At 41.0% G+C, this 12,481-nt stretch carries 15 protein-coding genes and 5 tRNA genes; 1 reads left to right on the forward strand and 19 read right to left on the reverse strand.

Annotated elements, in window-relative coordinates:
* Positions 1-12 precede the first annotated feature (12 nt).
* The 19 genes from rplK to N8A86_RS03010 form a co-directional block, all read right to left on the reverse strand.
* On the reverse strand, positions 13-450 hold the full coding sequence (gene rplK, locus N8A86_RS02920) for a 50S ribosomal protein L11 (protein ID WP_273567713.1): 438 nt from the start codon (positions 448-450) through the stop codon (positions 13-15).
* A gap of 94 nt (positions 451-544) precedes the next feature.
* Positions 545-1,096: a transcription termination/antitermination protein NusG gene (gene nusG, locus N8A86_RS02925; protein ID WP_273567714.1), complete on the reverse strand. Its 552-nt coding sequence runs from the start codon at positions 1,094-1,096 to the stop codon at positions 545-547.
* 10 nt (positions 1,097-1,106) lie between these two features.
* Positions 1,107-1,295 (reverse strand): preprotein translocase subunit SecE, encoded by a 189-nt coding sequence (gene secE, locus N8A86_RS02930; protein WP_273567715.1) that lies wholly within the window; start codon positions 1,293-1,295, stop codon positions 1,107-1,109.
* Between the two features lie 16 nt (positions 1,296-1,311).
* Positions 1,312-1,387 (reverse strand) — tRNA-Trp (locus N8A86_RS02935).
* A 68-nt stretch (positions 1,388-1,455) separates the two neighbouring features.
* A complete protein-coding gene (gene tuf / locus N8A86_RS02940) occupies positions 1,456-2,643 on the reverse strand; it encodes an elongation factor Tu (protein WP_273567716.1) in 1,188 nt (395 codons plus the stop codon).
* 57 nt (positions 2,644-2,700) lie between these two features.
* Positions 2,701-2,772: transfer RNA gene (locus tag N8A86_RS02945), tRNA-Thr, on the reverse strand.
* A gap of 79 nt (positions 2,773-2,851) precedes the next feature.
* Positions 2,852-2,924: transfer RNA gene (locus N8A86_RS02950), tRNA-Gly, on the reverse strand.
* Positions 2,925-2,963: 39 nt separating this feature from the next.
* Positions 2,964-3,045: transfer RNA gene (locus N8A86_RS02955), tRNA-Tyr, on the reverse strand.
* A 35-nt stretch (positions 3,046-3,080) separates the two neighbouring features.
* Positions 3,081-3,154: transfer RNA gene (locus N8A86_RS02960), tRNA-Thr, on the reverse strand.
* A 101-nt stretch (positions 3,155-3,255) separates the two neighbouring features.
* Positions 3,256-3,558 (reverse strand): ribosome hibernation-promoting factor, HPF/YfiA family, encoded by a 303-nt coding sequence (hpf, locus tag N8A86_RS02965; protein ID WP_273567717.1) that lies wholly within the window; start codon positions 3,556-3,558, stop codon positions 3,256-3,258.
* A gap of 44 nt (positions 3,559-3,602) precedes the next feature.
* A complete protein-coding gene (locus tag N8A86_RS02970) occupies positions 3,603-4,493 on the reverse strand; it encodes a tyrosine-type recombinase/integrase (protein WP_273567718.1) in 891 nt (296 codons plus the stop codon).
* A gap of 208 nt (positions 4,494-4,701) precedes the next feature.
* Positions 4,702-4,896, reverse strand: coding sequence for a 30S ribosomal protein S21 (gene rpsU / locus N8A86_RS02975; protein ID WP_273567719.1), 195 nt, complete (start codon positions 4,894-4,896; stop codon positions 4,702-4,704).
* Positions 4,897-4,999: 103 nt separating this feature from the next.
* A complete protein-coding gene (locus N8A86_RS02980) occupies positions 5,000-6,169 on the reverse strand; it encodes an acyl-CoA dehydrogenase family protein (RefSeq protein ID WP_273567720.1) in 1,170 nt (389 codons plus the stop codon).
* Between the two features lie 10 nt (positions 6,170-6,179).
* Complete coding sequence (locus N8A86_RS02985) at positions 6,180-7,082, reverse strand: ComEA family DNA-binding protein (protein ID WP_273567721.1); 903 nt, start codon at positions 7,080-7,082, stop codon at positions 6,180-6,182.
* A gap of 7 nt (positions 7,083-7,089) precedes the next feature.
* Entirely contained in the window at positions 7,090-8,721 is a 1,632-nt protein-coding gene (locus N8A86_RS02990) for an alanine/glycine:cation symporter family protein (RefSeq protein WP_273567722.1), read from the reverse strand.
* Between the two features lie 97 nt (positions 8,722-8,818).
* Complete coding sequence (locus tag N8A86_RS02995; protein ID WP_273567723.1) at positions 8,819-9,826, reverse strand: potassium channel family protein; 1,008 nt, start codon at positions 9,824-9,826, stop codon at positions 8,819-8,821.
* Between the two features lies 1 nt (position 9,827).
* Positions 9,828-10,055, reverse strand: coding sequence for a PspC domain-containing protein (locus tag N8A86_RS03000; protein WP_273567724.1), 228 nt, complete (start codon positions 10,053-10,055; stop codon positions 9,828-9,830).
* An 8-nt stretch (positions 10,056-10,063) separates the two neighbouring features.
* A complete protein-coding gene (locus N8A86_RS03005) occupies positions 10,064-11,347 on the reverse strand; it encodes a DUF2851 family protein (RefSeq protein WP_273567725.1) in 1,284 nt (427 codons plus the stop codon).
* A gap of 146 nt (positions 11,348-11,493) precedes the next feature.
* Positions 11,494-11,805 carry a rhodanese-like domain-containing protein gene (locus tag N8A86_RS03010; RefSeq protein WP_273567726.1) on the reverse strand — a complete coding sequence of 104 codons (312 nt, stop codon included), beginning with the start codon at positions 11,803-11,805 and terminating at the stop codon, positions 11,494-11,496.
* A 195-nt stretch (positions 11,806-12,000) separates the two neighbouring features.
* Here N8A86_RS03010 and N8A86_RS03015 point away from each other — a divergent pair, with 195 nt between their 5' ends.
* Positions 12,001-12,447, forward strand: a complete 447-nt coding sequence (locus N8A86_RS03015) for a MarR family winged helix-turn-helix transcriptional regulator (protein WP_273567727.1) — start codon at positions 12,001-12,003, stop codon at positions 12,445-12,447.
* Positions 12,448-12,481 lie beyond the last annotated feature (34 nt).

Consider the following 12,481-nt stretch of genomic DNA (forward strand, 5'->3'; position numbering starts at 1 on the left):
TGCTTTTTAGATTTAAAAAGGTCTTTTACCTGCTACCTTCATACCCATCGACCGTGCAGTACCAGCAACCATACTCATCGCGGATTCTACGGTAAATGCGTTAAGATCGACCATTTTATCCTCGGCAATTGCCTTGATCTGATCCCAGGTTACACTACCTAATTTTACTCGGTTAGGTTCGCCAGATCCTTTTTTAATCTTAGCTGCTTCCATCAATTGAACTGCCGCTGGCGGTGTTTTAACGACAAAGTCAAAAGACTTGTCTTTGTAGACGGTGATAACAACGGGCAATACTTTGCCTGGTTTGTCCTGCGTTCTAGCATTGAACTGCTTACAGAACTCCATGATGTTAACTCCGGCAGCACCTAAGGCGGGTCCAACCGGTGGCGATGGATTCGCTGCACCTCCCCTAACTTGTAGTTTAACTACTTTACCTACTTCTTTTGCCATTGTTTAAATTTAAATTCAAAGTGTGTTCATGGGAAGCAACACAACTTTAGACTATGTAACAATTTATTTTTAGTCCATTGAAAATTTTCAATGGCTACACTTTTTCAACTTGCATATAGCTTAGCTCCAACGGTGTTTTTCTTCCGAAAATCTTGACCATTACCTCTAGCTTACGCTTCTCTTCGTTAATTTTTTCAACCGTACCGTTAAAGCCATTGAAGGGACCATCGATTACCTTGACCGTCTCACCAAACACAAAAGGAATCGCAACACTATCCGTATTAACGGCCAATTCGTCAACTTTTCCGAGCATACGGTTTACCTCGGACTTTCGCAACGGCACGGGATCCCCGCCTTTGGTCTCTCCTAAAAAACCAATAACATTGGTAATAGAACGTATGATATGAATCATTTCCCCGGCCAAGTTGGCCTTGATCATAATGTATCCAGGGAAATACACTCTCTCTTTATTAATCTTTTTTCCGTTTCGGATTTGCACCACCTTTTCGGTCGGAACCAAAACATCCTCTAAATAATCTGAAAAGCCATGTCGCTCTACCTCGCTTTCGATATAGCCTTTGATTTTATTCTCTTGGCCACTGACAGCTCGCACCACATACCATTTCTTCTCCAATACTTCTGACATAGGGCTCGGCTTAATTTAAAACGTTATCAAAATATAACTTGATCAATTTACTGAACACGGTATCGACCCCCCAGGTTGCCAGGGCGAACAAAATGCTAAAAACAGCTACGATGACCATAAGGTTTGACGATTCTGCCCTCGGCGGCAAGCTAACGTTGTTTCTTAGTTCTTCGATTGATTCCTTTATATATGTCAACATAATCTTTTACTATTATTGGCACGGGAGGAGAGACTCGAACTCCCGACACCTGGTTTTGGAGACCAGTGCTCTACCAACTGAGCTACACCCGTTTATATTTACATTGAAAGGTATCCCGCCATAGCGGGACACCCTTAATATAATTTATACTCTATATAATTTAATCTAAAATCTTGGTGACCTGACCGGCACCAACTGTTCTACCACCTTCACGGATGGCGAAACGCAATCCTACGCTTAAAGCGATAGGAGATAAAAGATCAACAGTAATCGTAAGGTTATCACCTGGCATTACCATTTCAACACCACTAGGCAAATTGATAGTACCTGTAACGTCAGTAGTTCTCACATAGAACTGTGGACGATAGTTGTTATGGAATGGCGTGTGACGACCACCTTCTTCTTTTTTAAGAATATAGACCTCAGCTTCGAACTTAGCGTGTGGCTTAACAGAACCTGGCTTACAGATTACCATACCTCTAGAAATCTGAGATTTTTCAATACCTCTTAATAGGATACCTACGTTATCGCCAGCTTCACCTCTATCCAAAATCTTACGGAACATCTCAACACCCGTTACGGTAGAAGACAATTTTTCAGCGCCCATTCCGATAATGTCAACGGCATCACCTGTGTTGGCAACACCAGTCTCAATACGACCGGTTGCAACAGTACCACGACCAGTAATCGTAAATACGTCTTCAACAGGCATCAAGAAAGGCTTATCAATATCACGTGCAGGCAACTCGATCCATTCGTCAACCGCATTCATCAATTCCATTACGGTATCAACCCATTTTTGCTCACCGTTCAATGCGCCTAGTGCAGATCCAGCAATTACAGGTCCGTTATCACCATCGTACTCGTAGAAAGAAAGGAGTTCCCTAATTTCCATTTCAACAAGCTCTAAAAGCTCTTCATCATCGACCATGTCAACTTTGTTCATGAAAACAACAATTCTTGGAATACCTACCTGACGTCCTAAAAGGATGTGCTCACGGGTTTGCGGCATAGGTCCGTCCGTAGCAGCAACAACCAAGATGGCACCGTCCATTTGAGCGGCACCCGTAACCATATTTTTCACGTAATCTGCGTGACCCGGACAGTCAACGTGTGCATAGTGACGACTTGCGGTTTGGTACTCAACGTGAGATGTGTTGATCGTAATACCTCTTTCTTTTTCTTCAGGAGCGTTATCGATAGAATCGAAGCTTCTCTTTTCAGACAATCCTGCGTTAGCCAATACCTCAGTAATAGCGGCAGTCAATGTTGTTTTACCGTGATCTACGTGTCCAATAGTACCAATATTCAAGTGCGGTTTGGAACGATCAAAAGTTTCCTTTGCCATGTTTAATGAATTTTAATCTTAAGTTTATATTAGTGTGTACAAATTATTCTTTAATTGAGCCAACGACGGGAATTGAACCCGTGACCTCTTCCTTACCAAGGAAACGCTCTACCCCTGAGCTACGTCGGCTTTTTGAGGTTTCAGGTTCAAGGTCCAAAGTTTCAAGTTTTCCTGACATCTTTTAACCGTAAACGCTAACTCAGTTTTGAGCGGGAGACCGGGTTCGAACCGGCGACATTCAGCTTGGAAGGCTGACGCTCTACCAACTGAGCTACTCCCGCATTTTATAGACCTGGATTCAATATCCAGATTTAAAGGTGTGGGGAGAGCAGGATTCGAACCTGCGAAGACATAGTCAGCAGATTTACAGTCTGCCCTCGTTGGCCGCTTGAGTATCTCCCCTCAATCGTAAAATGTAAGAACTTTCTTCTAAATTGAGCCGATAGAGGGACTCGAACCCACGACCTGCTGATTACAAATCAGCTGCTCTAGCCAGCTGAGCTACATCGGCCTTTTTGCACTTTTTATCGCATAAAAAAGTCCGCTATTTCTAACGGACTGCAAATGTAGATATTTATTTGTTTAATCAAAACAAATTTGAGAAAATTTTAATCACACCTGAACACGAAGTTTTTCCTTGCGTTTTATGAGTTTACGCTCTAACGAACTACATGCAGAATCAACTGCTTCTTCGAATGACTTGCACTGTTTTTTGACTACAAAATTATCCTTGGGCACGTTCAATTTAATTTCCACGATTTTGTTCTCCTTTGCACTTGTATTCTCCACTTTCAAATAGACATCCGAACTTATGACCTTATCATAGAATGTTTCCATCTTGTCCAATCGGTTTTGGATGAAATCCATCAATTTCCCATCCGCATTGAAATTTACTGATTGCGCGTGTACTTTCATAGGTTAAGGGTTTTAGGTTAAACAATGTTTGAAAAGAATTTCTTTTACTTTTTGCTTCTCGGGTGTGCCGAAGTATGTGCTTTTTTGAGTTCGGCGATACTATTATGGGTATATACCTGGGTCGAGGCCAAACTAGAGTGCCCCAACAATTCTTTAACGGAATTCAAGTCGGCTCCTTTATTGAGCAAATGCGTCGCAAAGGTATGTCGCAAAATATGCGGACTCTTTTTTACCTTGGATGACACCTTACTAAAATACCCATTTATAATTCTATAAACAAGAGTTTCATATACTTTATTGCCACTCTGGGTCAAAAAAACATAGTCGTCGTCAATGATGTCATCGAGCGATTTTCTTTCCGTGAAATACTCTTGAAATAGCTCTTTGGTAGAGGGCAATAGCGGCACCAAGCGTTCTTTATTTCGTTTTCCTAAAACCTTTAAGGTGCCCCCTACAAGATTTACATTTTGCGTTTTAAGGTTAATCAGTTCGGCCCTTCGTATGCCAGAAGTGTACAGAAGCTCGATAATCAACTTATCACGAATGCCTTCGAAATCATCATTAAAAGAAATCTGTCTTAAGACCAGTTCCATTTCTTTTTCGGAAAAAGGCACTTCTATTTTTTTTGTGGTTTTGAGAGCTTTATGTTTTGCAAGCGGATTCGCTTGAAGTTCTCCGATTCGCTGCAAAAATTTATAATAAGCCTTTAACGAAGCAACCTTTCTATTTATGGAACGGTTCGAAATACCCGAGTTTACCAGATCAACGATCCAGTTTCGGACCACTACGTATTCTATATTATCTATTGAGACACTATCGAATTTGTCGTTGCAAAAGGCCCTGAACGATTCCAAATCCTTTCTATAGGCACTTATGGTATGAACTGAATAGTTTTTTTCCAAGGACAAATAGGATATGAATGCATCTAGCGCCATGTAACAAAGCTACGAAAGTTCGTATCAAAAATTTCTTTGGAAGTACTTAGAAAGACTCCTGCCGAAGTTTATCCTGAGACTTTGGACTTCGCTCAAGACGGGTTTGGTCGAAGGGCGGGAATGAAAAAAAGAGATTTATGAAACAAAAAAATCCCATCGGTAACCGATGGGATTTTTTAAATTTTATTCATTTGAATACAAGAAGATTCTAGATTTCTTCCTTATCTCTCAAACCTTGAATATACTGTGCCTTTTGTATCTGGGCTCTACGTTCTACGGAGGGTTTTGAGAATGCTTGTCGCTTACGCAATTGACGCATTGTACCTGTCTTGTCGAACTTTCGCTTGAAGCGCTTTAAAGCTCTATCGATGTTTTCTCCTTCTTTAATGGGTATTATTAACATTGGCTACAACCTCCTTTCTTTAATGATTAAGGATGCAAATATACAGCCATATTCAAAATAAACCAGACTAATTTCAAAATATTTTCTTGCGCAACAGCTTTCACTATTTATCCGGTGCTCGATACTCCTTTTTGTCGATTACTATTTTGGCTATGATTTCTTTGAGTATCTCGGAAGTGCCCCCTCCGATAGGCCCGAGCCTACTATCTCGAAACATGCGCGCCATCGGGTAATCTTCTATATATCCATAACCGCCCAAAAACTGAAGACAGTTATAGCTAACATCATCTGCCATTTTAGTGGACTTTAATTTTGCGATGGTCGCCTCACGAACCACATATTCGCCTTTGTCCATTTTGTATACGACGGCATAATTGTATTGTTTGCATACATCCATGTCGGCATGTAGGTCTACAAAGCGATGGCGCAAGGCCTGATATTGGTTGATTGGCTTCCCAAAAGTCTCACGTTCCGACATGTACTGCAGGGCATAGTCCAAGGCATATTCCGCACGGGCATGGGCATTGATGCCCATAATCAACCGCTCCAATGAAAAAGCTTCCATGATAAAGGTAAAGCCCTTACCCTCTTGGCCGATTAAATTCGTAGCAGGTACGATCACATTATCGAATGCCAATTCAGCCGTGTCCGAAGCCCTCCAGCCCAACTTGTTCAATTTGTTGGCAGAAACACCTTTACTGTCAAGGTCTACAATGAAAAGACTAATGCCTTTATTTCCAGCGGATGGATCGGTCTTTGCGGCCAAAATAATATAGTCGCCATAGACCCCATTCGTAATGAATGTTTTAGAGCCATTAATGACATAGGTATCACCTTTTTTTGTTGCTGTCGTAAGCATACCGGCCACATCGCTTCCGCCAAAAGGTTCGGTCACACCAAGACATCCTATTTTATTGCCATTGACACTTGGTATTAAATACCTTTTCTTTTGATCATCATTCGCATTTTTGTTCAAGTGGGTCATCGCTAGATAAACATGCGCCCAAATAGCTGCCGCGAACCCTCCTGAATTAATCTTTTGAAGTTCCTCGAGTAAAATAACCGTGTAAAAAAGATCAAGGCCCAAACCCCCATCAACTTCTGGAGTCGCTAGGCCGAAATAGCCCATATCGGCGAACTTTTTCCAAATGAAACGTTCAATGGTACCTGTCTCTTCCCATTTCTCGATATGGGGAACTACTTCTTTCTGTAAAAAATTCTTTAAACTTTCTCGAAATAAATGATGTTCTTCTGTGAAGTACATACTGTTCATAGCATATTTTTTAAAGTGACAAATATAATGCTATTCTATCGATCTTATCCGATGGGAAATCATCTATACTTTTTAATTCGTCGAACGAATCGATTGAACCGTTCAATTCCCTGTAGACCACTATATCTTGGGCCACAGCGTATCTTATATAGACGAGTTTGACCAATTCGGCAACGGATGCTTCGTTGACATTTATTTTCTTTATCTCGGGTGTACTTAGTAACTTGAAACGCTTCAAGGTTCTTTCGGCAACAGCAGCTTCCAATCCATAAACATCATATAACTGCTCATCGACCAAAAAACCGCCCAGGCGATCTCTGAATTTTATGATTCTGGCAGATAGTTTCTCGCCGATGCCAGTGATGGTTCTTAGGTCTTGGGCGGTGGCGGTGTTTAAATCTTGCACCAAAAAGTCCTCCCCTAGCCCCTCCCGAGGAGGGGAATTTTTTCGCCCACCCGACTGCTTGGTGTCAACTGCCGACTGTTTACTCTTTTTCTGCGTCCATTCGGGGAATTTGAAATAGGGCGAAATCGCTTCTAACAAAGAATCGGAAATTTGGGTCACAGTTTGAAATTCTTCCGGCGAGTTGGCAAACTTGCTCTGCGCTCGAAAGGCACGTAGTCTATCGATTTCTTCAACGGACATACCCAGTGCATACCCTTTATAATCAGTGATAAAATTCGGATTAAAGGGATATATCTTAACGGAATCTTTTTGCAGTGCTTTTTCCTTTAGAATATCGATCTGAGCCTGGGTCTCGATATCGATTGAAATCGATTCCGCATGATTCTCTGCAGGGAACGTTTTAAAAAGAAAATATCCAACCTGAAGTACTACGATAAGAAGAAGTAAAAAGAAAATCCCACTTCGTTCTTGTTTGTTGAAGTCAAAGTGGGATTTAAAGTTTTTCAATTTTTAATTAGTTGAAAGAAGACTTTATGTCATCCAAATATTTTGCCAATTCTTCACGGACCCGTGGGAATAGGAACAATAGCCCCACCATATTCGGGAAGACCAAGGCTAAAATCATGGCATCGGAAAACTTGATAACGGCATCCAAAGTTGCAGCGGCACCGATAACAACGAATAGAAGGAAAAGTATCTTATAAACGGTATCCGCAGTTTTACCCCTTCCAAAAAGATATTTCCAAGATTGGAGTCCGTAATATGACCACGAGATCATCGTGGAAAATGCAAAAAGAATAATGGCAATGGTAAGTACATATCTAAAACCGGGAATAACCGAATCATACGCCATCGATGTCAAGTCTACCCCGCCCACATAGGCACCCGTATCGTTTAGGAGTACCGTGCTGCCTACTGCGTTTCCATAATCGAAAGCTCCAGCATCCATATTAAAGAAGATGATGACCAAGGCGGTCATGGTACAAATGACCACGGTATCAATAAAAGGTTCCAACAAGGCCACTACGCCCTCACTGGCAGGATATTTTGTTTTCACAGCAGAATGGGCTATAGCGGCCGAACCTGCACCAGCCTCGTTGGAAAAAGCCGCTCTTTGAAAGCCTACTATAATAACACCGACGATACCGCCTAGACCTGCCTCAGGAGTGAACGCTCCGGCGAAAATCATTCCGAAGGCATCCCCGATATACTTTATGTTAGCAAAAATGATGACCAAAGAAGCCAATACATAAATACCTGCCATGAAGGGAACAATTTTTTCGGTCACACTGGCGATTTTTTTAATTCCTCCGATAATCACAATACCCACCAATACAGCCAAAATAACGCCGATAATTACACCGGTCGCCCCACCTTCTAGATTCAACATGGTCGTTAATTGTACTGCCGCCTGATTTGATTGAAATGCATTGCCCCCGCCAAAAGAAGCGCCGACGCAGAGAATTGCGAAAAGCACGCCCAAAACCTTGCCAAGCCCTTTCAAATTTCGCTCTGCCAAACCTCTCGATAGGTAGTACATCGGACCACCATATACCGTTCCATCGGGGCCTACATCACGATATTTTACACCTAAGGTACATTCCACAAACTTCGTCGACATACCGATAAGTCCGCAAACGATCATCCAAAAGGTAGCACCGGGTCCGCCCAAAGCGATGGCGACCGCAACACCCGCAATATTACCTAAACCGACCGTACCTGAAACGGCCGTGGCCAATGCTTGAAAGTGGCTAACCTCACCTTCCTTGCTTTCATCACGTATCGTATCGGGCAAATCACCATCGACGATATTGACATCAGATTTCTCAACACCATGACCTTCGGGGGATTCCAATTCGTCGTACTTTCCACGTACGGTATTAATTGCAAGTCCGAATTTAGTAATGCTCGGAAACTTAAAATAAATGGTAAAAAAGGTAGCGCCGAAAATAAGGAGAATTAGAACAATTGGAAGATTATAGCCTGCCACAGGTATAGGGGTGAGTATCAAGTTTTCCCACCATACCGCAAATGGCATGAACGCATCGTTGACTTTTTCATCCAACCCTTTCTCGGTAGTCTCTTGGGCAAATGTCAGAAAGGGAAGAAAAACAACTAATAATGAAAGAAGGTTACGGTGCTTCATAAGGTATGTTTTTGTATTTGTTTAGTTTGTTGCCCGACAATATCGAAAAAATAAGCCTTACTATCAAATATTAGTCTTGATTTAAATGGAAATGGCACTAGCCTATATGGAACATTTCGTTCAGTTTGTGTATTTGCTCCGGCCGGCCAAGAACGATAACTTTACTCTTGGGCTGTAACTGCAAGTCCGCTTCTGGATTTATAATATAGTTGCCGTTCGGTTCTATATAACCAATAATCGTACAACCGGTTTTCCTTCGCAAATCAAGGTCACGAAGCGAGTTGCAATTTACCTGCCCTTGGAAATCTTCGATAGCTACTTCCTCCAAATTGGTGGTATGTTCACCTTCCATCGAAAGCTTATCCATAAAGGTTATCAAATCGGGCATGACCACTAACGAGGCCATATGATCCCCACCTATTTTATCGGGCATGATAACCTTATTGGCTCCCGCAAGCTGTAATTTTTTCTGCGAGGTCACCAACGAGGCCCTACTAATAATGAAAAGGTTTTTGTTCATCTGTCTAGCGGAAAGCACGACAAATAAATTGGCGGCATCATCCGGAAGAGCGGCAATGAGGTATTGGGCATTATCGATCCTGGCTTCTCTCAAAATCTCATCTTCGTTTGCATCGCCCTCTACGAACAACACCTCGGAATCATGTTTTTCGATAATCTCCTTTTCCCGCTCTATAACCACGAATGGTTTCTTATACGCCGTCAAACGTGCTACCGCCTGCATGCCATTACGGCCAAAACCACAAACGATTACGTGATTGTTCAGACTGTCGATTTGGTTTTTCACTTTTTTCTTTTTTAAGAGTTGAAGGGAATTTCTACCTAATATATATTCCGTAATAACCGAAAGGGCAAAGGCGAATATAAAAACACTCAATACGATTAAAAATACGGTAAAAATTTTTTCTTGCGCACCCATAGGCACAACCTCGCCGAAACCGACCGTTGTGACGGTAATTATGGTCATGTAAAAGGCATCGACCCACGAAAGGTCAGACAAAAACCTATAGCCTAAGACTCCCATCAAAAGAACCGACACCATTAGGATCAAGGCCAAATATATTTTCGAACGAAAAAGTCTTAGCATATTAAAGGTCAAAAACTGATGTTCGTTTGGTATATAATAGGTCTTTGATTTTTAACCAAAAGGCCAAAAACAGGTACAGGGCAAAACCAAAACCTAGAGTAACGAAGGTCAAGTAAATAAATGAGGTGCGCACTACCCTGGTCCTAATTCCCAAACGTTCTGCAATACGCCTGCAGACCTCAAAGCCCCTTTTTTGAAAATAGTAAAGCGTGCGATAAAATAAATTCATGCCTAAAATTAATCTTTTCCTTTTAATATTCGATTGCCCACTGCACATTGCAGGCATTTATTCTGGGTGCAATATTCATTGTATAATTGAAGAACGGACTGGCTTTCTTTGGCACTTTTCAAATCGAGTCCGAATTGCTCGAATTTCTGAACGATAGAATTGTGCTCTTCCGATATTTGGGATATGATGCCGACAATTTCTTCCCCGGCGTCTTTTCCCATGTGCTTTGCATAGGCAAATTTTATAGGAAGTATGGTATTGACGATCAATAAGTCAATGAATTTTCTAGTTGTCCTTTTGATGCTTTTTTTAGATTCCTTACCAAAATTAAAATGAGTATCCCAATAACTACTTGCCGAAACATCGAGGGTATTATAGAGTGCTTCTAAGATACTAGCCGCTACTATTTCAGCGAAGAGGTTCTGTTTACTGTGATACAAACTGGCCAACTGCGCCAGTCTAATCGTTGGAAAGTTATGAGGCCTCAATTTAAAAAATGCAGGTTTGAGAACACGGTCAGGGTTCAATTCGAATTTTTTGATGAGATAATGAAATTCATTTTGCAAATTGAGATAATATTCGTCGACAACATCGTTAGATTCAAGAAGATGCGACATTCCGAAGAAAAGACTTTCCAACAGCGGGCGGCCGTTCCGTAATTTCCGTACTATGGAGTAGTCCACTGCCTGGGCCAAGCTTACAAATGCTTCACCATTTACTTTTAGTCCGAAATTTTTTAGCAGGGAGGAAAAAAGAACCTGTTCCCAATCATTCTTACTATCCTTTAACAATGTTTCGATTTGGACGGATTTGCGTTCCAGACGCTCAAAATAAAGTCGCTCTAGCCAATTCTCCAATACAAACGCATCGATTTGGCCGATACGGCTTTCACAATTGATGAAGGATTTATGCTTCTTATCAAAAAGATCTTGGTATGATTTCAAGATTCCGGGGGCGATGAACGTTTTAAGTTCCAAGGTGGGAATCTCCGAATTATCGCTACGAAAGACTTCCATATCGTCTTCCCAAACAACATGCAGAATTACGTTATCATAATTGGGGTCTTGTTCATGGTTGTGGGCGAACCAATCGGATGATTTAATATGGATCTCTATGTTACCGGCCCACAATTGATCATCTATTCGAACCTTGGCATTAAAAAAGTCCGGACCTGCCAAATGATTATGTGTTCCGACATCTTCAATTAGAATCGGTTCGTTTTTCGAAGTGACCAAATCTTCCAGCTGAAGCTTTTTATACTTCCAGATAAAATGGAGCAGCTCTTCTTTCAAGGTGGTTATCGGGTTACTGGGTTATTTAGGTTATTAGGAAAATAATCAAAACCAAGTTTGGTAAACTGAAGGTTATCGTCTTATGGTTTCAGGTTTTAAGTTAATTCTAATCGAACTTGTGACTTGAAACTTTTCAAACATGAAACCTACTCGGCCACCTCTCCTTCCCAATTCATAAATCCACCTTCAAGATTATAGGCATTTTCAAAACCGATGCTGTTCATAATGGCGCAGGCCTGACCACTTCGGTTACCGCTTCTACAATAGACGTAGTAGTTTTTAGTTTTATCCAGCTTTTCAAGTTCGGACAAGAAATCCTGCCCTAGATAAATATCGATATTGGTAGCCTTGGGTATATAGCCTTCCTCTACTTCTTCTGGGGTTCGCACATCTAAAACAAATGCGTTATCATCGCTCTTTAGCTGTTCGGTCCATTCTTCTTGTGATAAGTCTGCCATAGATTACAAGTTTAATTTCATTCCCTTGCCCATGCTGAATTTATTTCAGCAAAAGACCAAGATTCACTATAGAATCTCAAAAATACAATTTCCAATATAAATTCCTTCTGAAAATTTTTAACAAAAATTTGGCGCATCGAAAGTTGCCATTTCGAAGATTCCATTTACATTTGTACATACAATTGTTGTAATTACATGAACGTTGAAAAAATCATAAAAACGGATAAAAAAATTCCTGTCAAAAGCAGGACCATTATTCATTTTATGTTGGTCAACAATAAAATCAATGAGACCATAGCGAACGTTTTAAAACCTTTCGATGTTTCGTTGCAACAATTCAATGTTTTACGAATATTAAGGGGACAAAACGGAAGACCGGCCAATTTATCGACCTTGAATGAGCGCATGGTAACCAAGATGAGCAATACCACCCGTTTGGTCGATAAATTATTACTGAAAGGATATGTTAACCGAATTGTTTGCCCATCCAATCGAAGAAAGGTCGAAATCAGTATTACCGAAAAGGGATTGGAAATGCTGGAAAAAATGGATGCTGGCATGATCGTTGCAGAGGAAGAAATATTACAAAACCTTTCGACCAAAGAACTGGAACATCTGAACATGTTGTTCAACAAATTTTAAATAGACACTAATTATTAATTCAATTAAATTTTAA

Source organism: Maribacter halichondriae (assembly GCF_027474825.1).
Classification (GTDB): Bacteria; Bacteroidota; Bacteroidia; order Flavobacteriales; family Flavobacteriaceae; genus Meishania; species Meishania halichondriae.

Coding starts and splice junctions, on each gene's coding strand:
- secE (WP_273567715.1), bottom strand. CDS start 1,295: ATGTTGACATATATAAAGGAATCAATCGAAGAACTAAGAAACAACGTT.
- rpsU (WP_273567719.1), bottom strand. CDS start 4,896: ATGTTAATAATACCCATTAAAGAAGGAGAAAACATCGATAGAGCTTTA.
- N8A86_RS02990 (WP_273567722.1), bottom strand. CDS start 8,721: ATGAAGCACCGTAACCTTCTTTCATTATTAGTTGTTTTTCTTCCCTTT.
- N8A86_RS02970 (WP_273567718.1), bottom strand. CDS start 4,493: ATGGCGCTAGATGCATTCATATCCTATTTGTCCTTGGAAAAAAACTAT.
- N8A86_RS02980 (WP_273567720.1), bottom strand. CDS start 6,169: ATGAACAGTATGTACTTCACAGAAGAACATCATTTATTTCGAGAAAGT.
- N8A86_RS03010 (WP_273567726.1), bottom strand. CDS start 11,805: ATGGCAGACTTATCACAAGAAGAATGGACCGAACAGCTAAAGAGCGAT.
- nusG (WP_273567714.1), bottom strand. CDS start 1,096: ATGTCAGAAGTATTGGAGAAGAAATGGTATGTGGTGCGAGCTGTCAGT.
- N8A86_RS03015 (WP_273567727.1), top strand. CDS start 12,001: ATGAACGTTGAAAAAATCATAAAAACGGATAAAAAAATTCCTGTCAAA.
- rplK (WP_273567713.1), bottom strand. CDS start 450: ATGGCAAAAGAAGTAGGTAAAGTAGTTAAACTACAAGTTAGGGGAGGT.
- tuf (WP_273567716.1), bottom strand. CDS start 2,643: ATGGCAAAGGAAACTTTTGATCGTTCCAAACCGCACTTGAATATTGGT.
- hpf (WP_273567717.1), bottom strand. CDS start 3,558: ATGAAAGTACACGCGCAATCAGTAAATTTCAATGCGGATGGGAAATTG.
- N8A86_RS03000 (WP_273567724.1), bottom strand. CDS start 10,055: ATGAATTTATTTTATCGCACGCTTTACTATTTTCAAAAAAGGGGCTTT.
- N8A86_RS02995 (WP_273567723.1), bottom strand. CDS start 9,826: ATGCTAAGACTTTTTCGTTCGAAAATATATTTGGCCTTGATCCTAATG.